Origin of the sequence: Marixanthomonas spongiae (assembly GCF_003095375.1) — a bacterium.
Taxonomy (GTDB): domain Bacteria; phylum Bacteroidota; class Bacteroidia; order Flavobacteriales; family Flavobacteriaceae; genus Marixanthomonas; species Marixanthomonas spongiae.
This window is the reverse complement of the sequence record NZ_QEHR01000013.1, coordinates 1-25,097: the sequence shown is the minus strand read 5'-3', so window position 1 is coordinate 25,097 and position 25,097 is coordinate 1. Positions and strand designations below refer to the sequence as shown.

Annotated in this window: 19 protein-coding genes and 1 tRNA gene; 5 read left to right on the top strand and 15 right to left on the bottom strand. The window is 41.0% G+C overall.

Going from position 1 to position 25,097, the window contains the following annotated elements; all coding sequences use genetic code 11:
• Window positions 1–8 precede the first annotated feature (8 nt).
• From DDV96_RS14700 to DDV96_RS14650, 11 genes are all read right to left on the bottom strand, one after another.
• Entirely contained in the window at window positions 9–1,493 is a 1,485-nt protein-coding gene (locus DDV96_RS14700; protein ID WP_116695546.1) for an aminotransferase class V-fold PLP-dependent enzyme, read from the bottom strand.
• A gap of 11 nt (window positions 1,494–1,504) precedes the next feature.
• Window positions 1,505–3,523 carry a protein-disulfide reductase DsbD family protein gene (locus tag DDV96_RS14695; protein ID WP_116695545.1) on the bottom strand — a complete coding sequence of 673 codons (2,019 nt, stop codon included), beginning with the start codon at window positions 3,521–3,523 and terminating at the stop codon, window positions 1,505–1,507.
• A gap of 90 nt (window positions 3,524–3,613) precedes the next feature.
• On the bottom strand, window positions 3,614–6,415 hold the full coding sequence (locus tag DDV96_RS14690) for a M16 family metallopeptidase (RefSeq protein ID WP_116695544.1): 2,802 nt from the start codon (window positions 6,413–6,415) through the stop codon (window positions 3,614–3,616).
• 141 nt (window positions 6,416–6,556) lie between these two features.
• A complete protein-coding gene (locus DDV96_RS14685; RefSeq protein WP_116695543.1) occupies window positions 6,557–7,588 on the bottom strand; it encodes a TlpA family protein disulfide reductase in 1,032 nt (343 codons plus the stop codon).
• A 71-nt stretch (window positions 7,589–7,659) separates the two neighbouring features.
• Window positions 7,660–9,078 carry a RagB/SusD family nutrient uptake outer membrane protein gene (locus DDV96_RS14680; RefSeq protein ID WP_116695542.1) on the bottom strand — a complete coding sequence of 473 codons (1,419 nt, stop codon included), beginning with the start codon at window positions 9,076–9,078 and terminating at the stop codon, window positions 7,660–7,662.
• Between the two features lie 12 nt (window positions 9,079–9,090).
• Entirely contained in the window at window positions 9,091–12,522 is a 3,432-nt protein-coding gene (locus DDV96_RS14675; RefSeq protein ID WP_116695541.1) for a SusC/RagA family TonB-linked outer membrane protein, read from the bottom strand.
• A gap of 165 nt (window positions 12,523–12,687) precedes the next feature.
• The gene (locus DDV96_RS14670) at window positions 12,688–13,836 is read right to left on the bottom strand and encodes a FecR family protein (RefSeq protein WP_116695540.1); all 1,149 of its coding nucleotides are present in this window, start codon (window positions 13,834–13,836) and stop codon (window positions 12,688–12,690) included.
• Between the two features lie 183 nt (window positions 13,837–14,019).
• Window positions 14,020–14,601, bottom strand: a complete 582-nt coding sequence (locus DDV96_RS14665) for an RNA polymerase sigma-70 factor (protein ID WP_116695539.1) — start codon at window positions 14,599–14,601, stop codon at window positions 14,020–14,022.
• Between the two features lie 130 nt (window positions 14,602–14,731).
• Window positions 14,732–16,120 (bottom strand): NAD(P)(+) transhydrogenase (Re/Si-specific) subunit beta, encoded by a 1,389-nt coding sequence (locus tag DDV96_RS14660; protein ID WP_116695538.1) that lies wholly within the window; start codon window positions 16,118–16,120, stop codon window positions 14,732–14,734.
• 6 nt (window positions 16,121–16,126) lie between these two features.
• Window positions 16,127–16,423 (bottom strand): NAD(P) transhydrogenase subunit alpha, encoded by a 297-nt coding sequence (locus DDV96_RS14655; RefSeq protein ID WP_116695537.1) that lies wholly within the window; start codon window positions 16,421–16,423, stop codon window positions 16,127–16,129.
• Between the two features lies 1 nt (window position 16,424).
• A complete protein-coding gene (locus tag DDV96_RS14650) occupies window positions 16,425–17,540 on the bottom strand; it encodes an NAD(P) transhydrogenase subunit alpha (protein ID WP_116695536.1) in 1,116 nt (371 codons plus the stop codon).
• 322 nt (window positions 17,541–17,862) lie between these two features.
• On the opposite strand from DDV96_RS14650, the gene DDV96_RS14645 reads away from it, so the two are divergent.
• Window positions 17,863–18,327 (top strand): hemerythrin domain-containing protein, encoded by a 465-nt coding sequence (locus tag DDV96_RS14645; RefSeq protein WP_116695535.1) that lies wholly within the window; start codon window positions 17,863–17,865, stop codon window positions 18,325–18,327.
• 39 nt (window positions 18,328–18,366) lie between these two features.
• Here the strand turns inward: DDV96_RS14645 and DDV96_RS14640 are convergent, their stop codons facing one another.
• From DDV96_RS14640 to DDV96_RS14630, 3 genes are all read right to left on the bottom strand, one after another.
• On the bottom strand, window positions 18,367–18,999 hold the full coding sequence (locus DDV96_RS14640) for a hypothetical protein (protein WP_116695534.1): 633 nt from the start codon (window positions 18,997–18,999) through the stop codon (window positions 18,367–18,369).
• A 126-nt stretch (window positions 19,000–19,125) separates the two neighbouring features.
• Complete coding sequence (locus DDV96_RS14635) at window positions 19,126–21,747, bottom strand: M1 family aminopeptidase (protein ID WP_116695533.1); 2,622 nt, start codon at window positions 21,745–21,747, stop codon at window positions 19,126–19,128.
• Between the two features lie 148 nt (window positions 21,748–21,895).
• The gene (locus DDV96_RS14630; RefSeq protein ID WP_240607746.1) at window positions 21,896–22,819 is read right to left on the bottom strand and encodes an FKBP-type peptidyl-prolyl cis-trans isomerase; all 924 of its coding nucleotides are present in this window, start codon (window positions 22,817–22,819) and stop codon (window positions 21,896–21,898) included.
• Window positions 22,820–22,896: 77 nt separating this feature from the next.
• Here DDV96_RS14630 and DDV96_RS14625 point away from each other — a divergent pair, with 77 nt between their 5' ends.
• The gene (locus DDV96_RS14625; protein WP_116695531.1) at window positions 22,897–23,274 is read left to right on the top strand and encodes an RNA-binding S4 domain-containing protein; all 378 of its coding nucleotides are present in this window, start codon (window positions 22,897–22,899) and stop codon (window positions 23,272–23,274) included.
• Between the two features lie 152 nt (window positions 23,275–23,426).
• Window positions 23,427–23,927, top strand: a complete 501-nt coding sequence (locus DDV96_RS14620; protein ID WP_116695564.1) for a phosphoribosyltransferase family protein — start codon at window positions 23,427–23,429, stop codon at window positions 23,925–23,927.
• On the opposite strand, the gene DDV96_RS14615 is transcribed toward DDV96_RS14620, so the two are convergent.
• Entirely contained in the window at window positions 23,919–24,440 is a 522-nt protein-coding gene (locus tag DDV96_RS14615; protein WP_206074033.1) for a shikimate kinase, read from the bottom strand. The genes DDV96_RS14620 and DDV96_RS14615 overlap by 9 nt on opposite strands.
• 163 nt (window positions 24,441–24,603) lie before the next feature.
• Here DDV96_RS14615 and DDV96_RS14610 point away from each other — a divergent pair.
• Window positions 24,604–24,676, top strand: a tRNA-Lys gene (locus tag DDV96_RS14610).
• 157 nt (window positions 24,677–24,833) lie between these two features.
• The coding region (locus tag DDV96_RS15940) for an ISAon1 family transposase N-terminal region protein (RefSeq protein WP_116693169.1) at window positions 24,834–25,097 on the top strand (264 nt) is incomplete at its 3' end.

Sequence of the window (25,097 nt, the reverse complement as noted above, 5' to 3'; positions counted from 1 at the left end):
TCACCGTTTTAAAAACTCAACATCTCTTTATACCTCTGTGAGTCCTCCGCTACGGGTTCGGTAGGGTCAAATTCGTTGGTCTGCGGGTTATAGGTATAATCCTGCGCCCATTCTTCACGGTATTTCACAATGGCTTTAATGGCATCGGCAATGGCCAAGACCTCTTTGTTGCTGATGGTGGGATGCAACGACACCCGTACCCAACCCGGTTTGTTGGTCAGGTTTTTTTGCTCTATCTGGCCGATGATTGTTTCCGAAGTTTCTGTATCAATACCAAACAGATAATGTGCATACGTACTGGCACAAGACCAGCCGCCGCGAACTTGAATGCCAAAACGGTCATTCAGCAACCTTACCACAAGGTTATAATGCATCTTTTTTATATTGAAAGAAACACAACCAATACGTTTTTGGCTTGGGTCTCCCAACAGTTCAACCGTTTCGGTGTCTTTCAATGCTTCTGAAAACAACCGCAACACCTCTACTTCACGTTGATGGATGTTTTCAGTACCCATCTTTTCTTTCAGGTTTATGGCCAAAGCAGCACGCATTACCTGAAGAATACCAGGAGTGCCACCATCTTCACGCACTTCAGGATCGTCAAAATAACATTGCTCGCCCGAAGGTTTGGTCCATTTAATGTTACCGCCTCCGGGATTATCGGGCATAGCCTTTTTATGCAGTTTTTTATCGTACACCAACACCCCACAGCTTCCCGGTCCCCCAAGAAATTTATGGGGCGAAAAGAAAATAGCATCCAGTTTTTCGGCTTTATTTTCGGGATGCATATTAATATCGACGTAGGGGGCCGAAGCGGCAAAATCCACAAAACAAAGCCCGTTATGGCGGTGCATGATTTTTGCCAATTCTTGATACGGGCTAATTATGCCGGTCACATTGGAACAGGCAGTGAACGAACCTATTTTAATTTTTCGGTCTTTATACTTTACAAGTTCCTTTTCCAAATATCCTGGCTGGATCAATAACGCTTCGTTTGGAGGGAGGATCACCACATCGGCATCTATCTCAAACCAACACGCCTGATTGGAATGGTGCTCCATATGGCTTATAAACACCACGGGGCGATCTGTTTCGTCTTTGTAAGGGGTATCTGAATTTTTAGGCTTTAAATCGAGAATGCGCAACAGTTTGTTAAGCGCCGCCGTCATGCCTGTTCCGGTTGTTACCAGAACATCATCGTGGGTTGCGTTCACATGGTTCTTAATTATTCTACGCGCCTCATGATAGACATAGGTGGTGGTTTTCCCACTTTCGCTGGAAAAAGAATGCGTGTTTGCCATCATAGGCCCTATGTTATCACAGATTACATCTTCAATAGGACGGTACAGCCTTCCGCTGGCAATCCAGTCTGCATAGAGCAGCTCCTGTTTTCCATATTTTGAATCAAAACAAGCGTTGTTGCCAATTATATGTTTTTTGAAACGTTCGAAATAAACTTCCAGTTCTGTTTTGTTTTCGGTAGCTTGAATCATTGTTTCTTGCCTTAATTTTCTTCTTTAAAATTTTCAATCCCCTCGCTTAACCATTGGTTGTATTCTTCCGCATCAGGGGTATAGCCCACGGGATCAACCAAGTTTTCTTCGTTGGTATCCATTAGCACATAAAAAGGTTGGGTATTGGTCTTATATCTGATGGTCTGGAACTCGCTCCATTTTTGGCCAATGTACTTGAGTTTTTTTCCGGGTTTCAGTTTAGATTCCACAATTTCATCGCCTTGTAATTTCCGCTTGTCGTCCACGTAAAGCGAAATAAGCACTATATCGTTTTTAAGCTTGTTGAGCACATTAGGCTTCACCCAAACATTTTGCTCCATTTTTCGACAGTTTACACAGGCCCAACCGGTAAAATCGAGCATAACGGGTTTGCCTACTTTTTTGGCATATGCCAATCCTTTGTCATAATCGTTGAATGCTAATATTTGGTGTGGTGCCAACAAATGTGCCCCTTCGGGTATGTCTTGCTCCTGTTGGGGGCCCGAACCTACGGCGACTTTAGAATTACCTACGCCGTAAGGTGATTCGGAATAATCCAATGGCGGCGGAAATGCACTGATTAAGTTAAGCGGTGCGCCCCAAAGCCCCGGAATCATATAAATGGTAAAAGCCAACACCAATAGACCAAGACTGAGTCTCCCTACTGAAATGTACTCCAATGGCGAGTCGTGCGGTAACCGTATTTTTCCGAAGAGGTACAGTGCGAAAGCCCCAAAAATGGCGATCCAAATGGCGATGAACACTTCGCGTTCCAAAAAGTGCAATTGCAACACCAAATCGGCTTGCGAAAGGAATTTGAAAGCCAAAGCCAGTTCTAAAAACCCTAAACACACTTTAACGGTATTGAGCCACCCCCCTGATTTTGGCAAGGTATTGAGCCATCCCGGAAATGCTGCAAACAACGCAAATGGCAGTGCCAATGCCAACGAAAAGCCCAGCATCCCAATCATGGGTGCAATTCCCCCTTTTGAAGCGGCCTCAACCAACAAGGTCCCGACAATGGGGCCCGTACAGGAGAAAGACACCAACGCCAAAGCGAGCGCCATAAAAAAGATACCAATCAGCCCGCCTTTACCGGCTTGGCTATCTACTTTATTGAGCCAAGAATTAGGTAACATAATTTCAAAAGCACCTAAAAACGACAGCGCAAAAACCACTAACAACAAAAAGAAAATAACATTGAACCACACATTGGTCGCCATAGCGTTCAAGGCATCGGCTCCAAAAATGGCGGTAACGGCAATTCCCAAAAGCAAATAGATCACGATGATGGAAATACCGTAAATAATGGCGTTTTTAATGCCTTTAGCCCTTGTTTTGCTCTGCTTGGTAAAAAAGCTGACCGTCATAGGGATCATTGGGAACACGCAAGGTGTCAACAATGCTGCAAAACCAGAAAGAAACGCAATGAAAAATATGGACCAAAGTCCTTTCCGTTCGGCTTTCTTTTCCTCTTTTTCTATTTTCTTTACTGCTGGTTTGTCGGCTTTTACCTCATCTTGTTCTGTGTTGTGTTTTTTTGGAACAACGGCATTGGCCGCATCTTCTGAAGCCTCGGTAAAATCGTTTAAGTTAAACTCCAGGTCCACATAAGATGGTGGCAAGCAACGGGTATCGTCGCACACCATAAACTCTACTTCTCCCTTTACAAGTGACAGTTCGTTAGACAAAACTTTTATGCGTTGCCTAAACTCGGCACTGTTTCCGAAAAACTTGATGCGCATGCCAAAAACCGGATCGTCTGTGGTGATGCCTTCTTCCTCGGCCACGCTTCCTACCAACTCGTAGTTTTTGTTTTCTTCAAAAGTGAATACGGTGGGTATGGGGCCGTCTTCGGGAACATCTTGTGAATACAAGTGCCATCCTTCATCTATAGTCGCTGAAGCAACCAAATCGAATTCGGAATCTGATACCTTTTCAACCCTGGTTTTCCAGTCAACAGGATCAAGTACCTGCGCGATGGTTGCCAAATGAACGAAAAAAATCCCTAACAATATGAGCTGCTTCATGATGTAACTTTTTAATGTATTATAAATCCTAATTTTGCGTTTCCCGTTTCTTCGGACTCCTAAAAAACTGCAAATTTAGTGTATTTTCAACTATTCTTTGGTGTTTTCTTCCAACGGTTTGCCTTCTTCATTTAAAGACCCGGCACCAATGATCACCAACTTGTCAAGATCGATGTATTTTTTGATGACCTTATTGATTTGCTGTTGGGTTACTGCCTCCAAATCTTTTGGATATTGGTAAATATAGCTAGGGTCTTCTCCCCTTTCCACAACGGCCAGTACATTGGCAGCCATCCCGCTGGTAGTGGAAAGCCCTATTTTAAAACTGCCTATTATATTTGATTTATTGTCCTTTAACTCAGTTTCGGTAATTCCATTTTTAACCCAGTTTTCAACTTGTTCTAAGGCAGCATTTTTCCCTTTGTTGAACAAACTCGGGTTAAATGAAGCATTGATATACCAATATCCACCGATATAAGTGTGACCTGCATGACGGGTATAAATTCCATACGTAAGTCCAGCTTCGTCGCGCACGGTAAGCATCAATCGGCCTGAAAAACCACCGCCTAAAATATAGTTGCCCAAATGAAACGGTAGAAAATCGGCATCGGTGCGTTGCAAACCGGTGTATTGGCCTATAAAAAGCTCGGCACTTGGTTTTTCTGGAATGGTCATTACTTTGGTCATCCCTTTTCCTTTTTTAACGTCATAGTTTTTTTCCGAACGTTTTATTCCACCTTTCCAGTTTTTGAAGTTTTTTTCTAAAGCACTGTAAAGTTGTTTGTTATCTATATCACCAACAGCTACCAAATGCATTCCTGCCGGGCCAAAATACCTTTTGTGAAAGTTTTTCAGGTCTTGCAACTTGGCATTTTTTATTTGCTCGATAGATTCCTCGATACTAAGTGCGTAGTTAGGGTGTCCTTTGGGATAAAGTGCTTGTTTTAATGCGATAGAACCTTGTCTTCCAGGATTTGAAATACCTTGTTGCAAATTGCCAATAAACTGTGTTTTCAACAACTCGAATTCTTTTTCGTCAAAAAGTGGGTGACGTAATTCTTCGGCCAATAAACCTATTACGGTTTCCACATCTTTTGAAAGTGACTTAAAGCTAATGTTTACGTGGTTTGAATCTGAACTTACATAGATATTGACCCCTAAACGTTCCAGCTTTTGTGAAAATTGAAATTTATCGTTTTTTGTGGTTCCCTTGCTCAACATTGCTGTGGTTAAGGTTGGTACCATTTCGTTATTGCTGCCATTAAAGTAGTTGCCAATAGGAAAACTGGTCGCTACGGTTACAAAACCTTTGGCACCGGTCTTTTTGGTAATCACGTCGATACCGGAAACAGTTTTTCTGCTGAAATCTTTTTCTTTTTCTGTATTTTCTTCGGAAACAGCTAAAGTATTTGTTTTTGAAGATGCTTTAAAACCGAATTCTTCAAAAGACATCTCTGGATTTCTATAATATTGCTTTCCTCCTACTTCTGAATATAATTTTGATTCTCCAGTTTCAGTATCAGCATTAGAACCTGAACGCTTCGGAATAAAGTGGCCTGTGGTACTTTGATCCTCTACCAAATATTTTTTGGCAACACGGTGTACGTCTGCTGCAGTAACTTTTGCTAATTTTTTGCTTTCGTTAATATAATTGGTCCAATCACCACCGGCAATGTACTCCGTTAACTGTGCAGCGATACTACCAGAACCATCACGGCTTAAAATTGTTTGGGCGTTTAAATTTGAAACGATACGATCTACATCGCTTTGTTCTACACCTTCTTTTTTAACCTTCGCTACGGTTTCCAATAGTTGTTTGTTAAGTGTTTCAATATCTTTTGAAGGATCAAAACCCAAACTAACGGTGAACAAGCCATTTTCAGCAAAACCTGACGTTGAAGCGTTGGCGTAAAACGCTTTTCCACTATCAATAAACTCTTTACTCAATACTGATGAAGTTCCGCTCCCCAATAATTCTGCCAAAACATCCAATGCAGGAATATCCTCGTGCATCACGCCCGGTATTTTATAAGCTACACTAATCACACTGGTTTCGCCCGGTTTTTTAACGGTTATCTGCCGTGGGCCATATTGTGTAGGTTCTTCGGTATAAGGTACAGGAATTGTATGCTCAGATCTAGGAATTTTTCCGAAGTATTTATCCACCAACGGGAATAATTCCTCTTTATTAAAATCGCCCACTACCGTCAGCACGGCATTATTGGGCCAATAATACGTGTCGTAAAAGTCACGCAACACTTGAATGGGCATGTTTTCGATATCGGATCGCCATCCAATCGTGGAGTGATGGTATGGGTGTGCCAGGTAGGCCGTTGCCCAAATCTCTTTATTTAACAGTGAATTTGGGTTGTTTTCGCCCCGTTCAAATTCGTTACGCACTACGGTCATTTCGGCTTCCTTGTCTTTTTTTAGAAGCAATAGGTTGCGCATACGGTCAGCCTCAATATCCAATGCCAGTTCCAGTTTGTCGCTTGGTATGGTTTCGTAATAATTGGTACGGTCGTTCCAAGTGGTGGCATTCATTTGGGCACCTACACGGGTAAGTTGGGTGTCGATGGAGTTTCCGTTTTTTTTGTTGTATTTTTTGGTGCCCTTAAACATTAAGTGTTCCAACAAATGAGTAGAACCGGTATTGCCGGGCACTTCATTTTTTGAACCTACCTTATAGACCATTTGTACGGTCACTACAGGAGCGGCATTGTCCTGTACCAGTAACATCTTTAATCCGTTAGGGGTGTACAGATATTCCTCAACGCCTTCCAGCGATTTTATTTTTTTGAATTTTGGATTGTTTTGTTGGGCAACAGCTGTCTGTACCGACGCCAATAAAACAAATAAGCATAGAGTAACTAATGAGCGTATATTTTTCATATTTTGGAAATTAAAATTTAAGAGAATTTTTTTTTGAGATAAAAAGCCAGAAAAAATTAATTTTCTGGCTTTTTGTGCGCACTTTCGAGACTACAATCAACAAAATCTGAAAGTGCAAGCCAAACATCAAACATAAATCAACTAAATGTCGAGGGAATCAAACAGTTCTTTCAACCTTGGTTGTGAAGGTCTTGGAGCATCATAGGTAACGATATTTCCTTCTGGATCCAAAAGGATAAACCGTGGAATACCATAAATATGGTAGTCTTTTACAAACTGTGAGTCTATCTGGTTATCGGCCAATAACTGTGTTCCTTTCAATTCTTTGTCCACAATCATTTTCCGCCATTTTTTCTCGTGGTCGGGGTTATCAATGGAAAGCCCTATAAAATGAATGTTCCTACCCTCGTATTCTTCTTCAATTTTATTCATAAAAGGCATTTCATAAATACAAGGCACACACCACGTGGCCCAAACGTCTATATACACATATTTCCCTTTAAAATCTTCCAACGAACTGGTGCCGCCTTTATAGTTAAGGTAATCGGTAAACTGTGGGGATGGTTTACCTGAGGCCAAGTTTTCATTGATTATCAATTGTTCTTCGTGCTGTTCTTGAATGCTTTTTTTAAATTCTTGTATCTTTTCTTTTTCGGAGGCGATAAACGATGAATCCAGGGTCTCTTTTTGAGAGTCCATCTTTTTTAATAAATCGTTTACATACGCATCGGTTTTAGCATTAAACGCACTGTTTTCAAGGCCCAAATATTTTTTATAATCCTCGCCCACCAATTCGCTGTTTTGTTTTCCTTTATATTTCAGAAACTTATTTTCAGCTTCTCCTTTTCCGGAAAATGTAATGCTTTTGTTTGTGTTTTTCGCATCAAAATTTACTTCCACATCCATATCATTTTTCAGGTATAGATCAAAAACATTTTCATAAACACCTGTAAAATAGGTTGGCTCCTTTAATTTTAATGTATCGCGAAAAACTCCATTTTCATCTACATTGATAAGGGTGGATTCTGAACTTACAGGATTGTAAAGACGAAGGTTTATTTCTTTTTCAGGGTTTTCTATTTTCCCGTGAATCACTGCGTAATCTTTAGGTGATTGCTCTTGTTTACAAGCTATAAATAGGGGTATAAGAGCTAGTATGAATAAATTTTTCATTTGATTTTTTTTTAAGTTTATATAACGGACACAAAATTTGATTGGTTCCGTTTTATGAAATGATTTTAATATTAGTATCCCGGGTTTTGTGTTAAGGCGCTATTACCGGTCAATACCCGCACAGGGATGGGTAGGATAAATTTGTCCTGATTGTTCAAGGTGGGTTTTACCGTGGCGGCATCAAGGTTGCCCAAGATATCATACCGAACCAGATCAAACAAAGGCTCGCCGTTCTCAAAAAACAGCTCTAACAGTTTTTCCTTTCTAATGTCTTCGAGCAAGGTGGGTTTATCCACTAATGTTTTAGGGTCCACACCGGCCCGTAAACGAATATCGTTCATACGGTTTAAGGCCGCTGATAGGTCACCGCCGTCACGTCTTGCTTCGGCTTCGGCATATATTAAATAGATTTCCCCTAAGCGTAAGTGGTACAAGGTGTTGTTCTGGGAGCTTGCATTGCTCTGAAAAGGGTATTTACCTTGTTGGTTAACGCCTGCAGTAGCACTGGAATAGGCATAACTAAAACGTGGATCATAGTTTTCGCCTGCGCCTGTCAAGCTACCGTCATCCGGGGCACCTACTTGGGCATCGGCCAAGCCGTTTAAGTATTGGCTGTAAGAGGTGTTGCTGATCAAATCCATACCGCTGCCGCCTTCGCTTCCTGGGCCGGAAAAAGGAGCAAAAATAACTTCCGAAGAGTTAAATTGATTTGCAAAAATACTTTCATATTGAGTTTCTAGCGCATAGCCTTCGCCATTGTTGATCACCTCCTGTGCCAAGTTGGCGGCTTGCAGGTAATTCCCTTTGTACAACTCTACTTTAGCTAACAAAGCCTTTGCAGCCAAGCTGCCCGAATAAAAGTGCTCGATAAGGATAGGACCGTTTTCAGCAGCAAATTCAAGATCCGCCGATATTAAATCATAACATTCCTGAACGCTGTTTCTTGGGTTGCTTTCCAACTCCAAAGCAAATTCGGTACGGAGCACGATTCCGTAGGAAGAAGATAAATCATAATATTCGCCAAAGTAACGCAAAAGGTTGAAATGAGCAAAAGCGCGTTGAAATTTGGCTTCGGAAATCATTTCGTTTTTACGTTCTTCTGAAATACCTTCGGCACTACCAGCTTCCAGTTCCTGTATCAAAAAGTTGGCCGCATTGATTATTTTATATTGGCCGTTGTACAAATTGGCCAAAAACCTGTTTTCTACCGGTACTTCGTTAGTATTAAATCCTTCGCCACCAGACAGGGCGCCGGTAATGAGCCCCTCATCGCCATACGCGGCCAAGTGCAACGGGAAAAAGCCCACGTCGAAAGCCCGGCCAAGGTCGTACACGCCATTGAGCACTTTTTGTGCAGAATCCTCATCGCGTATGGTGTTCTCGTTAGAAAGCTTGTAATAAGGTTTTACATCGTCTATACTGCAACCGGTAAGGGCAACGATACAAAACGACAACAAAACTGTTTTTAATGTGTTTATATGTAATTTCATCTTTTCTTGTTTTTAAAATTGAACTTGAATTCCCAATGAGAACGATTTTGACAGCGGATATGGATCTTCGGAACTAACTTGGTCCGAAATGGTACCGCGTTCAGAGAGTGTTTCCGGGTCCAAGCCGGGCCAATCGGTCCACGTGGCCAAATTACTGCCGGTTAGAGAAAGGCTAGCGCTGGAAAGTCCCAAATTTTCGATAAGACGGTTATCTACCTGATAGGTAAGCTGTAAACTCTTTAAACGCAAATACGATGTAGAGAACAAATACCGATCTGAGATCCTTCCGCTGGCAGCGGGATCGAAATAAACAGCCCTTGCATAGCGTGCATCACGGTTATCTGGTGTCCATGTGTCCAAAGCATAAGCGCTGTATTTGTTATCGCCAAGCAGGTTGAACGTACTCTGTGCTATGGGGTTCCATATAGTTTCTGCCCCTACCGAAAACTGGAACAAGGCCGAAAGAGTGAAGGCTCTGTAGGTAAACCTGTTTGAAATACCTCCAAAATAATCTGGTTCTATATCGCCAATAATGGTACGGTCGTCTATGGTTATTTCGCCATCACCATTGATATCTTTGTACTTATAATCGCCAATCCCAGTACCAAATTGATCATAAAGACCAGAAGGCGAAGCGGCATTGAGCGCATCGATTTCTTCTTGGCTTTGAATAATTTTTTCCACTTCATAGCCTTTAATGGTCCCGACGGGTTCGCCTTCTACGAAATAATCAAGCAAGAACTCGTCAATGTTGGCTCCATTCAGTTTATCCAATTTGTTTCGGTTAAAGGCCCAATTAACGGTAGTGTTCCAAGTAAAATCTTCATTTCGTACAATATCGCCGCCCAAGCTCACTTCAATACCTTTGTTGGATACGTCTATGAAGTTTGAAAAATAGGTGCTTGGCCCCAACTCCAAAGCTATGGGGGTGCTTGCCAAGGCGTCTGAGGTTTTTCGTGTGTAGGCATCCACGCTTCCTTTAAGACGGGAATTGAAAAAAGCGAAATCCAGGCCAAGATTTATTTCCTTGGTGGTTTCCCAACCAATATCCCGGTTTGGGAAGTTATCGTCTGGCACCACTCCAGAGCCACCGTTGTAAATATCACTGGCGGTCGTTCCAAAAAACTGCAAATACGCAAAATCTGCCACGTTAGTTGAACCTACGCTCCCAATACTGGCGCGCAGTTTCAGGTTATTGACCTTATCGCTGTCTATCAAAAATTCTTCATTGGCAATGTTCCAACTTGCCGAAAGCGATGGGAAATACGCTCTTTTATTGTTTGGTCCAAATTTACTGGAAGCATCGGACCTAAAGTTGGCCGTAAGGTTGTAGCGGCTTTTATAACTGTAGGTCACCCTTCCGAAGAGGGAGTTTAAGCCTGTTTCGGTACGGTCGTCCGTATAGCCCAATACCGATTCGGCCGAAGTTCCGTTAATCAATACGTCATCATCTGGGAAACCCGTGTAAAGCTGGCTGGAGCTCTCAAAATTAGTACGGTCCCAAGCGGCACCGGCCAAAATATTGAAATGGTGATCTGAAAGGTTGAAACCGTAATTTGCCGTCAAATTAGTGGTAAGGTTGGTTACCAAGCCTTCTGAAGTGCTCAAAAACGAATCGTTACCGAAGGAAATAAAATCGGTCTGAGTGATTTTTGGAACAAAGCTCCTATTTCTGTTGTGGAAAACAGCTGCATTTACGTCCAATTTCAGTTTTAATTTTTTTAAGGGCTCGATTTCCACAAATCCATTTCCTATGAAGTTATAGGATTTTTCACTGGTTTTGTTTTCCAACCTCATCAATGGGTTGGGTTCTAAGGTCAAGAAACCGAAGCCATAGTCTGGCTGTCCCATCAGCATTCCGTTTTCGTCATAGGCCGGTAAATCTGGACGTGCCCGGGCAATGGAGGTGTTCAAGGTATATTGGCCAAAGAGATCGTCTTTTCCTGATTCTGAATTGGTGTGGGATACATTTACAGAACCTCCGGTTGTGATATAATTGTTTACATCGGTGTTCAGTGACATGCTCAAGGTATATTGCTTAAGCTCGTCGCGAACAGTAAGCCCTTCTTGGTCTATGGCAGCCAGGCTCAAGGCATAGTTGGTTGCTTCACTACCGCCGTTGAGGCTAAAGTTTGCCTGTTTGGTAATGGCTGCGCTTCTGTAAACCAAGTCGTTCCAGTCAGTATCGGCATCGCCAAAATAATCGTCCCGCAGACCGTTATAGGTATAGGTTTGGCCGTCAAAATCCACAATGCCTACGTTGTTCAGATCATTTCCGTAGAAAGAATCCAACTGTCCTGCATTGATGGCGTTTACACTATTTTTGATCAATAGGTCGTAAAAGTCCCTGTACTGAGAAGCATTGAGTACCTCCACCGTGTTTATAGGCTCTGCAAGGGTTGTAGAAGTAGAGAAGTTCATAGATGGACCTTCCCCGCGTTTTCCTTTTTTGGTTTCGATAATGATCACCCCATTGGCTCCACGGGATCCGTAGATGGAGGTGGCAGCCGCATCTTTTAGGATATCGAAGCTTTTAATGTCGTTTGGGTTTATGGTCAACAATGGATTGGCGCCTTGAATGTTGTCCAAATTAAAAGGAACCCCATCGATTACATACAATGGTTGGTTGAGTCCTCCTCCAAACAAAGATGAAAGCGGCGAAGTAATTCCCCTAATGTTCAACCGTACTGGAGAACCTGGGCGACCGCTACCTTGCGACACCTGCACCCCTTTTACCAGACCGCCCAAGGCACGGTCAAAACCAATGTTTCCTGTTGCAGATTGTACCAATTCATCGGTGTCGACCGAAGAAACGGCACCTGTTACGTCTTCCCGTTTTTGTTTGCCATAACCAATGAGCATCACTTGATCCAACCGGCTAAAGTCTTCTTGCATCACCACATCTAAAATCGTTTGTCCATTTAACGGGATGCGTTGGGTTTTGTACCCTAAAGAAGAAAACACCAATACCGCATCTGCGCTGGTGACTTCCAATTCGTAGTTTCCGTTAAAGTCAGTTATGCTGCCATTGTTTGTGCCTTCTATCACAATAGTAACTCCAACCATGGGTGTGCCGTTGGTATTTGTTATGGTTCCTTCAATTTTTTGCTGCAAAGCTGCTTGGGTAGATTGCACTTGTTTTTTCTTGATCACTATGGTAGTGTTCGACAAAAAATCGTATTCGTACAGACTTTGTGAAAGGCTTTTATTAAGCAGTGTATTGGCTTTAATAGTTCCTTTTTTAAGGTTTATTTTTGGTAAATTATCAAAAATGCTTTCCTGATAAATAAACTGATAATCAGTTTGCGCCATAATTATATCAAATACCTCATCAACCGATACGGTTTTAGTAGTATTGATATTAATTTTGGCATTTTGAGACAACACTTCCTTTGGCGTGAAGCTAAAAGCGGTTAAGAAACATAAAAAGAGAGACAGTTTCATAAGATGAAGTAGCAGTCTTTTTCCCTTAAGGAAAAAAGAGGTCGTTAATTTAATTTCCATAAATTTGTGAATTATCTATTGGTTAAACATTAATTGATAGGTATTGATTTCTGGGAATAAAGTATTATGCTTTCGACGGTCTAATCTTTATTCCCTTTTTATATTTTATTTTAGTATCACAGTATTTTCTTTAAGTTCATAATCATTTATCACACTGGCGCTTTTTATTGCTGAAAGAATATTCTCTATCTGCTGATTTTTTGAAAGCACGCCTTTAAAGGTCATTGTTGACAGTTGTTTGTTTTCAAACTCAACATCCACATCGTACCATCGTGAAATCACTTTCATAATTTCTTTCAGTGGCTTCCCCTTAAAGCTAAAAATGCCATCTTTCCACGATATTTCGTTGTAAACTTCAACAGTATTTATAGCTATGGTTTCATTTCCTTGAACAACTATTGCCTGTTGTTTCGGTTTTAAGACTACTTTTTCATCTTTTGCTTGCAAGGCTATTTTCCCTTCTACCAACGTAGTGTATGTAGCTTTTTCATCTTGATACGCTTTTACATTAAATTGTGTGCCCAAGACTTCAATATTCTGTCCTCTTGATATTACTTGAAACGCCCCCCCTTTATGTTCTGTACTTGGCGAAACATCAAAATATGCCTCTCCGTAAATCAGTTCGACAGTACGGGTTTTTCCTTCTGTAAATGCAATGGGATATTTAATTTTTGATTCAGAATTCAACCAAACTTTTGTTCCATCTGCCAGTTCTACAAAAAACTGCCCTCCTCTAGGGATGGTAAGGGAATTGTGTTTTATTGCTGCAGTTTCAGTATTTGTGTTTCGGTTATATACGATTTTCTCACCATTACTTTCAGCATAGTTGTCCTTAAAGTTTTCATTTTTTTCAAGCGCTATTTGTGTTCCGTCACCAAGTGTTAACGTTGCTTTGTCAGAACCCGTCATTATGGTTTCGGTTTCCGAAATAGTTGTATTGTTAGTATTTTTTTGGTAGGTATAGAAAAAAGAAACTGCAACAATAATTGCTAAAGTCGCCGCTGCAGCATACAGGAAATAACTTTTAAAATGGTTCTTTTTAACCGGCGAAGCGGTATCGGTTAATTTTTCGGAAATATTCTGCCACATTCGTTCTTTTGCAGCCTTAAACCCATCTGGACCTAAATCTGAAATATTCTTGACTTTATTATCTTGATACGAATCGAGAAATGCTTCGAGCAATTCCAATTCTTCCGAAGAACAATTGCCGTTTACGTATTTTTTAAAAAGCTCGTTAGCTTGTTTTGTGTTCATTATAGAATTAAAAAATTAGAACTGTATTTATCCTGTTCATATATAAGTACCCGAAAAAAGGGTTTGGTACACGTCTATAGTGGATTTATTTTTAAGAAAGTATTTAAAATACTTGTAAACCCCTATAAATACAGCTAATCAAGAGAAAAATATTTTTTAATAAAAATGTGGTTTTTTTTACAATTACTGTGCTAATAATCCAAAAAACAAAGAAAAGATAGGTAGGTATTCGTCTTTTTGAAGGTTTTCCCTAAGAAATATAAGTGCTTTTGAAACCTGATTTTTTACTGCTTGTTCTGAAATTTCTAATTCTGAAGCGATCTCTTTATTGGATTTGTGCTCAAACCTACTGAGCACAAATATCTCTTGACAACGTGGCGGAAGTTTTTGCACCAAGGTTTGAATAGTTGCCTCTAATTCTTCAAACTCCATTTTTTTTGAAGCATTTATCGATAGATCTACTATGTTTAACCGGGTAAGGTCTGTATCACGTAGTTTATTGTTGCGGAAATAATTGAAAACCTGAAATTTGACCGCACGAAAAAGATAGGCTTCCAGATTGGTTATCTTTTTTGTATTTCGTTTTTTCCATAGGTCGATGAATACATTTTGAACCAAATCTTCACAAACCATTTGATTGTTTAAAATATTGGTGGCATACACAAGCATTTTGGTTGCGTGCCGTTGATAAATTTCTTCAAAAGCCTTGGTATCATTGACCGCAATACGTTCTAAAAGTTCGTTGTTTGAATACGACTTTAACATTGCAATGGATTGTTTACCCGCTAAAGTAATTAAAATCCATTTAGTAATCGTACCCTTTTTAACAGAAAAACGCAGGCTGTACCTTATATGGACACCAACCTGCGTTAAAATGGAAGTACTTTGTCTTTTTTTATATCAACTTCAACTGGTTGATGATATTTTGCAAAGAATCTTTCGCATCGCCAAACAACAAATTACAATTGTCCATCCCGAATAAATCATTTGAAACACCTGCATAGCCTTTGCTCATACCACGTTTCATGACCACTACCTGCTTGCTTTGGTGCGCTTTTACTATTGGCATCCCGAATATGGGGCTGTCTGGGTTGTTTTCGGCGGCTGGGTTTACCACATCGTTCGCCCCGATGATCAAAACCATATCGTAATGGGTCATTTCGTCGTTTACCTGGTCCATTTCCTTAAGGTGTTCATAATCGATATTGGCCTCTGCGAGCAACACATTCATATGGCCGGGCATTCTTCCGGCTACGGGATGGATGATAAAATCTACTTGGGTATCCCGTTTTTCCAGCATTTGCTGCAATTGCCCGCATAAATGTTGTCCTTGAGCAACGGCGAGACCATAGCCAGGAATTATTGCTATTTTATTGGCGAACGACAATTGCATAGCCGTTTCGGAAACAGTTGTTTCTTTTATGTTTTGTTCTTCGGTGTCTTCAGCTATTTTTCCTTTTTTGAATTTCCCCGCCAAAACTTTAAGCAAGGAACGGTTCATCGCCCTGCACATTAACAAGGTCAATAAGATTCCAGCTGCACCTACAAAAATTCCACCAGCGATCATCGCCTTGTTGCCATAGACAAATCCTGCTAAGGCGGTGGCAATACCGGTTATTGAGTTCAATAGCGAAATTACAACTGGCATATCGGCACCACCAATAGGCAATACGAATAACACACCATAAACCAAAGCGATGAAAGCCATTATGTATGCTATTATTTCAAACGGCAACGGAATGGCACCAAGAAAGTAAAGCACGGGCAACACGATAAATGATGCTAACAGGATTCTGGAACCGATCACTACGGCTGCCTGTCGGTTATCTTTGGTTTTTCCTGCAAGTTTTCGATAGGCCACCACACTTCCTGAAGCTGCTACAGCTCCAGTTATTAATCCTAATAGTAGTAAAATTTGCATTCCTACAAATGAAGAACCAAGACTTACTTGTTTTGCTTCCACAATACCCAAAAGCATCGCACAACCACCGCCCGTAGCATTGAACAAGGATACCAATTGTGGCATGGCGGTCATTTCGACCTTAGAGGCCATGACTTTTCCGCCCACCGTGCCCAACACAATCGCAATTAAGATAATAATTATGTTTGTGGCGGGTACCGTTTGGGTGGTCAACATCCAAAAAGTACAGAGCACGGCAATTATCATGCCCGTTGCCGCAATGGCATTTCCGGTTTTGGCAAGTTTTGGGGAACTCATAAACTTCAATCCACCCAAAAAAGAAACGGTGGCCAATAAATAACCAACTTCAACTAATACATTCATTTGAAATTATTTTTTGGTGTTGAACATTTTTAACATTCTCCCCGTGACGAAAAAGCCTCCGGAAATATTCAAAGCACCGAGAAATACGGCAATACCGCCTACTGTTAGGGTTACATAGTCTGTTGGTGATACTTGAAACATCATGATAACGGCACCTACCATAATAACGCCACTAATGGCATTGGCACCGGACATCAAGGGTGTGTGCAGAATGGCCGGCACATTTGCGATCACTTCAATACCAATGAAGATGCAAAAAATAACGAAATAGACAATGTCGAGGTTGTTTTGAATAAATTCCATATTACGCGAGTTCAAATTTATTGATTAGTATAGGGTTTGTTAGGGTTCCGTTGTCAATCACCTTGCTCTTTTGCAATAATTCATCGTCTTCTTTGGTTGACTGAAGCAGGTATTTCAAGAAATTATAATAATTAGTGGACAACAATTGCGAGGCAGCCTGCGCGACTTCGCGGGACAGATGGGAATCGCCTATAATGGTGATACTGTTATAATCTATTGTTTTTCCCGGCTGGCTCACCTCGCAGTTTCCGCCTTGTTCGGCCGCCATATCGATAATCACCGATCCCGGTTGCATAGCTTCAACAGTGTTCTTTTCAAGCAATAAAGGAGCTTTTTTTCCCGGGATGTTAGCGGTACAAATAACAATATTTGCATTGCGCACACGCTCATGAATCAATTGTTTTTGTTTTTTCAGGTATTCTTCAGATTGAGCTACGGCATAACCGCCTGCATCTTTCGCTTCTTCGGCACCTTCCACCGCTACAAATTTGGCTCCGAGGCTCCGTACTTCTTCCCCAGCCGACTTTCGGACATCGAAAGCTTCTACGATAGCGCCCAACCTTTTGGCCGTGGCAATGGCCTGCAAGCCTGCAACACCGGCACCCAACACTAATACTTTTGCGGGGTTAAGGGTACCGGCGGCTGTTGTAAACATTGGCAACGAACCACTGTAATGAGCGGTAGCTTTTAAAACCGCTTTGTATCCCGCTAATGATGCCATAGAGGACAAAACGTCCATGGACTGTGCTAAGGTGGTACGGGGCAAGAGGTCCAAGCTATAGACTGTTGTGGCTTTGTTAAGATATTTTTCACTTCGTTCGGGATAATACAACATATTGAAAATACCGATGTGGGTATTCGGTTTGCCATTGACAACAAAATCGTCAATTTGGTTAATGGACAAAATGCAATCAGTATTATTTAAAACAGTTTCACGGTCGTTCACAGTTGCTCCGGCCTCTTGGTAAGCAGTATCTGGAATGCCCAATCTTTCGCCTAAGCCAGGTTCTATGAAAATCTCTACTTCAAATTGTTGGCTTAATTGTTTAATTTCTTTTGGCAAAAAACAGATTCGGTTTTCAAATTCCGGTTCCTTGACCAGTCCTAATGTTTTCATACGTTTCTTTCAGAATTAAAATAAAATCTAATTTGAAATGCGATACCATCACATTTTAGTTTCAAAGCCTACTCCTTAGTCAATCGCTGTGCCACGGTTGCAATTATTAAACTTAAATACACAACATAATGTTTTCCAATAAGTTACAATTAAGAAACATAAACATCTCTAAAATACGATCGAACAATATAACCCCAGGCGGTACTTTTTGCCCCGCATGTTACAAAATAAGGTTTAAAAACGCGTTAGGCTTATTTTGTTATTTGGCCTCTTATTTTCTATCTTGTAATTTGCTTTTTTTAATAATATGTGCCAACCTGCCATGAAAAAACCTCCAAAACGAGACGAGTCTTTAGAGCCCATTAGCGACGAGCATTACAATCTTTTAATGTTTGGTTGGAAAATAAGTGAAGCGATGCGCAACAATATCGAAACCGAACGCATAAAAGCCTATGCCGATTGGTTTAAAGAAAAGTATTTAGAACCACACACTGAAATTGAAAAAAAACATGTGTTCCCTATCCTTGGTATGGATAACGTTCGCGTTAAAAAGGCAATGGCAAACCATAGACGCCTTTTACGTTTATTTAACGATACAACCAATGTGTATAAATCGCTTAATAGAATAGAGGAAGAAATAGGGCGTTATATTCGTTTTGAAGAACGGATATTGTACAACGAAATCCAGGCTGTGGCAACAAAAAAACAGCTTCAGGATATTAAAAAACACCATGAAGCTGTATCTTTTTCAGATAAAGAATGGAAGGACAAATTTTGGATTGCTTAACATACCATAGCTTTACACTATATTTCAAAAAAAGGAAAATCAATGTTTATGCCCCATATCATCAACTTTGTTTTTTTTCTTGTCCCTGGGCGGGGTTACCATAATATGTGCCCTGTGCGTGCCAGGATCCATAAGCCAAGGCATTCCCGGAGCAAAAGGGGCATCGGGCAAGCCTGTTGATTCGGTGGTGGCATAAGGCGTGTAGATTACGTAGCGTTCAAATCCGTTGGTAAGTTCGCCTGTTTCTTGGTTCAAGTTAGCTTCTTCCCCGTCCAGTACGTAAAGCATGCTGGGTACATCGGGCAATTGCAGGCTTCCTTCTTCTGCTTCTTTTTTACGGATCTCACGCATTTCGGGTACACTTTTCCCTTCGACTATCAGTTCGCGGCCACGTGCCATAAAAGGTTCCAGTTTCACACTGTAACAACTTATATGAACTCCTTTTTTATTAGGATCATCGGCCAAACAAATAAGGTTGTTGGTGCCTTTTTTAAGTAGCTTTAGCTTGCCTGACTCGTCATAACCATAAACGGTCACTGCTTCCCGGTCTTTTTCGGGAGCAACTTGGCTGGCCATATTGATTTGTACAGCTTCGGGAAGTACGGTAGGTGTTTGTGCCTCAGTGGCAAAACCGATTAATACCATAAGTGAGAGAAGAATTGCTTTTTTCATAATACTACATTTTTTGTTCCTTTTAAAGATACGGATTATTTGTTCAAACGCCAATATGGCAACCTATATGACTTGAAATGAATCAGATATCTTCTTTAGATAACACACTACCAAGCAATAAAACCTTTATTCAAACTCGGTATCTTTTATACCACTGTTTATTTTAGCATCGGTTGCTTTTAAGGTAAGGGTTTGGCCAAACGTATCAGATGTTTGCTCAAAGGGCAGCATAATCCCGTTCACGTTTTTATAGTTTCCGAAGGCAGTAGTCGACACGGTACCATCGGCTTGTATTTCCTGTTTTATTTTTAAGCCACTGTCCGTGTCGAAATATTCTTTTATCACTTCACCATCAGGCGTGATTGTTTCTACTACATACAACTGTTTGCCGTCGCTGTTTTGCATGCCCAACAGGGTACTTGTATAATTCTCGTTTCCATAGTTTAATTCGGGGAACATTTCGGCCCCTTTTTTAATGGCTTCTTTTTGTTCCTCGTTGATTTCTTGTTCTTGGCCTTGGCTAAAGACGGTCACCTCATCGTCATTAACCAAGTATTGCACCATTGTTTGGTTCATGACCGGAACAAATACTTCCAAGGAATACTTTCCCGGACGTTTTTTCTTGGTTATGATATTTACGTTTGCGCCTTGTACATTGGCCGACATCGTCATGGAAATATCGTTCACATTTTCTAAAGCTTTACGCCCTCCGATGGCTTCAAGGTATGACTCGATTACTTTTTTTGCCGTTTGTCCTGTTGGGGCATCCATTAATTTTACCAATATATTGTTATATGGGTTATAATCTGGCACCTCATTTTCTGGATCGATCTCTACTGAAACTATTTTTGAAGTAGAGGGATAGGTATAAACGTATTCTGGTCCCGTCATCCATATCTCTACAGGAAGCTTTACCGTTTCGCTGGTATTGTTTTCCTGAGTTATTTTCAAGGTGGTTGGCATGACCATTTTTTGCTTGTTGAGCAAGGTGATCTGCGAACCTTGTTTGGGGTCGCCATTTACGTAATCTATAGATTCCACTGCTTGGTCCAGTTTCCAGTTGTTCATGATCCATCCTTTCCAGAACCAGCTTAAATCTTCGCCTGCCGCATTGTTCATGGTGTTGAAAAAATCCCAAGGTTTTGGATGTTTGAATGCCCATCTCTTGATGTAGTTTTTAAAGGCATAATCGAAACGGTCTTCTCCCAATACCGAATTGCGCAACACCATGAGTGCAGTTGCTGGTTTATAATACGCTTCTATCCCAAGGTTGCGCTGGTTGTGGATAACATCTGGAACAGTAAAAAGTGGGTCCAATTGTTCGTTGAACATGGTTTTGCCCAAGCTTTGCATTTCCTTTTCTTGGTAATACTCCCCATTATTGAACGCTTTTGTAGAAAGTTCGTTGATAAAACTGTTGAAGCCTTCGTCCATCCACGCATATTTACGTTCATTGGAACCCACAATCATGGGAAACCAATTGTGGCCAAATTCGTGGTCGATCACGCCCCACAAGCTGGCATTTTTGCTTTTATAGCTACAAAAAACGATTCCGGGATATTCCATACCACCCTCGTGTGCCCCGACATTGGTCGCTACTGGATAAGTGTAAGGGTACAATTGTTCAGAATAAAACTCTACTGAATTTTTGGTATACTCGGTTGACCTAGCATAGCCGTCCTCTCCTGAATTTTCCACAGGATAGACCGATTGCGCCAAGGCTTTTTCACCTTTGGGCAGGTTAATGCGCGCAGCGTCCCAAATAAAAGCACTTGACGCAGCCCACGCAATGTCCCTGCTCTGTTCCATTTCAAAATGCCACGTGAGCATGCCGTTCTTGCCATTGGCATGCTTGCCGGCTTTCATCGCTTCTTTAGAACGAATCATGACGGTTTTATCGCTGTTTCTGGCTTTTTCCAATTGTTTTCTTTCATAATCTGTCAATACCTCTTTTGGGTTTTGGAGCTCGCCAGACCCGACCACCACCATATTTGCTGGAGCGGTGATTTGATAGTCGAAATTTCCGTATCCCAAATAAAATTCGCCGGTACCCAGATAAGGCAAAGTATTCCAGCCCTCTACTTCATCTAAAACCGCCATACGTGGATACCATTGCGCCAAGGTATAAATCCAACCATTTTTCGTTTTTACACGCCCCATTCGGTCTTTCCCGTGCTTGGGGATGTCGAAAGCATAATCGATGCTTATTTCCATTTCTCCGTCTTTTGCTTCCAAGGCTTCAGGTAACCGAATTTGCATGCGGGTATCGTTTACAATATAATTTGCTTGTTGTGTGTCACGGCCCATTTTAATGGCTACCTTATTAAATTTATACCCATTGGTATAGGTTTGTACGCCATTTCGGTCTGTGGCGGGATAGAGCGCCGATCCCCGGGAGTCTCTTTTAAAAGTGTTCTGGTCCAGTTGCAACCATAGAAAATCCAAATCGTATGGGCTGTTATTGATATAGGTTATGGTCATATTGCCCCTAACCGAATGATTTAGGGTATCTAAAGTCGCCTTTATTTTGTAATTGGCTTGATTTTGCCAATATTTTGGTCCCGGGTGGCCCGTAGCGCTGTGAAACGCGTTTGCATGTTCGTTCATGAACAAGGGGCTAAATGCTTCGTATTTATTAAAAATGGATTTTGGAGCCTTGTCGTTTTCTGGTTGCTCTTGTGCAAAGGCACTAAAACTTAAAGCACCAAATAACAGCATGCAGAAGCATGATTTAATGGAAGGTTTCATAAGAAAAATGGATTTTTATTTACGGTAATCAAAAGTAAAAAAAGCAAAGGGAAACAACTTGAAATTAAGAGATGGTTAACAATGTTCCATTAAAAAAGCCCTCACAAACAATTGTTTTTGAGGGCTGTTTTTTTACGTATAAAAAAAATCAACTGTCTTTATCTAAATAGTTAGGAATGCCATCGCCATCACTATCCATAAAGATGATATTTCCGTCTTCGTCAAATTCTACTTCTACACTTGTGGGAATGCCGTCACCATCGTCGTCGGGGTCCAAGTAATTGGGAATACCGTCCCCATCGGTATCATCGTCTTTCACGATTTTGTTTTTGTCAAGGTCTTCCAATATGGAAATGATCCCGTCGCCATCTTGATCGCCCACGGTAAAATCGAGCACTTGAAAGGTAAAGATCAACTGGGAATAGCTTGGAATGGTTGGTGTACTGGCGTTAAAATAGCCCAAACCACTGGGAATGAACACCGCCCCCACGCCATAATCGGTAAAAGTGGTGGTGCCATCTTCGTTGTTGGTGAACGAAGCAGCTGCGTTAAACTCGACCACTGCTTGTTGAAAACCGGTAATTATACCACGGCCCGGAGCACTCCCGGGAAGGTCTAAATTTGTAGGAATGATGGAAGCATCAAAAGGCTCTAAGTCTAAAAACATGCCTCGGTATTTCATTAAAACGACATCGGTGAAGTTTGGGGATTCGCCTCCACCCTGTCTTACTTTAAGAAAATATAGGTTGTACTCCAGCTCTTCTTCTACCCGGTCTTTTACTTTTTTTATCTTTACTTGTTCCATCAAGGGCTTTTTATCGGCATTTTCACCAGCGATGGTATCAAATTTAATTTGGTAGTCAAACCCTTGTGGTGGATTTTCAAACTCTTCGTAATTGTAGAAATGGGTTTCCAAAAAAGCGGTTATTTCGGCTTCAGCAGCAGCGGCTTCTTCGCCTCTATCCCTCGGTGGGATCACTTCTGGGCCATTGTCATCATCATTTTTACAGGAGGTAAACAGCGCACCACATATTAGTGTTGCAAAAAGTATAGCATTTAATTTTTTCATCATCGTTTTTTTCGGGGCGGAAAGATACAATTTTCCGTTATTTTTGCAGTATGTATTAACGTAGATTTTTGAACCCTATTATGAGAGTCGATAAATATTTATGGTGCGTCCGTTATTACAAGACCCGAAGCATGGCTACCAGGGCTTGTAAAAAAGGAGCTGTACAAGTAAATGGAGATGCCGTGAAACCCTCCCGTGACGTATATCCCAGCGACGAGATAAAAGTGCGCAAAAACCAAATAAATTATCAACTGGAAGTGCTGGACCTGCCCAAAAACCGGTTAGGCGCAAAATTGGTGGATATATACCGAAAAGACACCACCCCAAAAGAAGCTTTTGAAGGCCAAGAAACACTGCAATACGCCAAAAAATACTATCGAAAAAAAGGGACGGGAAGGCCAACCAAAAAAGACCGAAGGGACTTGGAGGATTTTACCGATTCACAAAACGACCAATAGCCAACCATTTACTATCTTTGAAGCACAATCGGAAAAGTAGCCTAAAGCAGGGTATCAATGATTAAAATTTCAGAAAAGAACTTTTGAAACCCATAGCATCCAAAAAAAAGACCAAACCTTATAAAAGTGGCAGCTCCATAAAACATTCAACTATGCAAGAACAGACCGTTATTCTCAACAAGAAGCAAATTGAGCATAAAATAAAAAGAATAGCTTATCAAATCTATGAAACCAACGTAACGGAGCACGAAGTGGTCATTGCCGGCATAAAGAACAATGGATTTACGCTTGCAAAAAAACTCAAGGCTGCTGTTGAGGAGATTTCCCCCATACAAGCTACACTATGCGAGGTTTCCATCAACAAGAAAAAACCTACAGACCCTATAGAAACATCTATCCCCGAGCAAGAATACACCAATAAATCGTTGGTTTTGGTGGACGATGTGCTGCATTCTGGCACCACGCTCATTTATGGGGTAAAGCATTTTCTGGAAGTGCCTTTAAAACAGTTTAAAACGGCGGTATTGGTAGATAGAAACCATAAGAAATATCCTATTAAAGCTGACTTTAAAGGAATTTCCCTATCCACATCGCTCAATGAAAACGTAGCGGTGATTTTTGAAAAAGGAAATGATAGGGCGATTTTAGAATAAGTGCGAGATCAACTTTTCAGTGATTTTCGAAGTATGCAGCCCATCTGTGTGAATCACGAAATCGGCTTTGTTATACACGTGGGCGCGTTCAAAAAGGTGTTTCCGTACAAAATCCTTTAAGTCTTCTTCCGCCTTTAAATGCGCAATCAAGGGGCGGGTTTCTTTTTCTGGAAAAAGACGTGCTGTCAACTCCTCTACCGAAGCTTTTAAGTAAACGGTTATTACGTTTTCTGCTTTATTAAGATCATCCATTACCGTGCCATAGCAAGGTGTACCTCCGCCGGTAGCCAACACCATATTACTTTTTTCTGAAAGTATTTCTTGTAAAACTATTGCTTCTTTTTTTCGGAAGTAAATTTCCCCTTTTTCAGCAAATATAGAAGCGATAGGTTTACCTTCCCTGTGTTCAATTTCGGTATCCAAATCTTTATAAGGGTAGTTCAGTTTTTCTGAAAGAGGTTTTCCAACGGTCGATTTACCGCTTCCCATATACCCGATAAGTATGATTTTCATAAAAATTAGTTTCGGTTTTTACTGATTTTCACTGACTTTGTAATTTCCCTCAAATTTAATTGAAAATCCTTTGGAAAAATAAAATTAATGATAGTATATTTGCACCCGCTAAGGCAAGCAACTGCAATAGCACTTTAAAGCAAAAGTTTTAAAGAGAAATAATGACCTGGTAGCTCAGTTGGTAGAGCATCTCCCTTTTAAGGAGAGGGTCCTGGGTTCGAGCCCCAGCCAGGTCACTAAACAAAGAGATGCCCGTTCGTTTTGAGCGGGTTTTTTTATTTTATGCCTATTTCGCAGATGGCGAGAGGTTTATGGATCAAGAACATTTTGGATCAAGTCCAAAAGTTGGGTCTAGAGTGAAAAATAGTTTTCTTTGCGGATAAATATTTTCCAATGAATAAAGAGACTGATTTACCCCTGCTAAGCTTAATCCTTCCTGAAGGTTTACTAACTTACTTTACCATTGTTGGGTTTGATAAAAAACCCATTAAAGACCCCTTATACGTTAATCGGCTGACCATTTATTTAGAAGAAAAAAAGGAAATCCCCGAAGCCTATAAAAATCACCAATATAAAGCTAGCGGCTTTATGGAGCCCCGAATAATTGAGGATTACCCAATCAGAGATAATTTGGTAAGCTTAAGCTTGAAGCGAAGA

Coding starts and splice junctions, on each gene's coding strand:
- DDV96_RS14700 (WP_116695546.1), bottom strand. CDS start 1,493: ATGATTCAAGCTACCGAAAACAAAACAGAACTGGAAGTTTATTTCGAA.
- DDV96_RS14695 (WP_116695545.1), bottom strand. CDS start 3,523: ATGAAGCAGCTCATATTGTTAGGGATTTTTTTCGTTCATTTGGCAACC.
- DDV96_RS14690 (WP_116695544.1), bottom strand. CDS start 6,415: ATGAAAAATATACGCTCATTAGTTACTCTATGCTTATTTGTTTTATTG.
- DDV96_RS14685 (WP_116695543.1), bottom strand. CDS start 7,588: ATGAAAAATTTATTCATACTAGCTCTTATACCCCTATTTATAGCTTGT.
- DDV96_RS14680 (WP_116695542.1), bottom strand. CDS start 9,078: ATGAAATTACATATAAACACATTAAAAACAGTTTTGTTGTCGTTTTGT.
- DDV96_RS14675 (WP_116695541.1), bottom strand. CDS start 12,522: ATGAAACTGTCTCTCTTTTTATGTTTCTTAACCGCTTTTAGCTTCACG.
- DDV96_RS14670 (WP_116695540.1), bottom strand. CDS start 13,836: ATGAACACAAAACAAGCTAACGAGCTTTTTAAAAAATACGTAAACGGC.
- DDV96_RS14665 (WP_116695539.1), bottom strand. CDS start 14,601: ATGTTAAAGTCGTATTCAAACAACGAACTTTTAGAACGTATTGCGGTC.
- DDV96_RS14660 (WP_116695538.1), bottom strand. CDS start 16,120: ATGAATGTATTAGTTGAAGTTGGTTATTTATTGGCCACCGTTTCTTTT.
- DDV96_RS14655 (WP_116695537.1), bottom strand. CDS start 16,423: ATGGAATTTATTCAAAACAACCTCGACATTGTCTATTTCGTTATTTTT.
- DDV96_RS14650 (WP_116695536.1), bottom strand. CDS start 17,540: ATGAAAACATTAGGACTGGTCAAGGAACCGGAATTTGAAAACCGAATC.
- DDV96_RS14645 (WP_116695535.1), top strand. CDS start 17,863: ATGAAAAAACCTCCAAAACGAGACGAGTCTTTAGAGCCCATTAGCGAC.
- DDV96_RS14640 (WP_116695534.1), bottom strand. CDS start 18,999: ATGAAAAAAGCAATTCTTCTCTCACTTATGGTATTAATCGGTTTTGCC.
- DDV96_RS14635 (WP_116695533.1), bottom strand. CDS start 21,747: ATGAAACCTTCCATTAAATCATGCTTCTGCATGCTGTTATTTGGTGCT.
- DDV96_RS14630 (WP_240607746.1), bottom strand. CDS start 22,819: ATGATGAAAAAATTAAATGCTATACTTTTTGCAACACTAATATGTGGT.
- DDV96_RS14625 (WP_116695531.1), top strand. CDS start 22,897: ATGAGAGTCGATAAATATTTATGGTGCGTCCGTTATTACAAGACCCGA.
- DDV96_RS14620 (WP_116695564.1), top strand. CDS start 23,427: ATGCAAGAACAGACCGTTATTCTCAACAAGAAGCAAATTGAGCATAAA.
- DDV96_RS14615 (WP_206074033.1), bottom strand. CDS start 24,440: ATGAAAATCATACTTATCGGGTATATGGGAAGCGGTAAATCGACCGTT.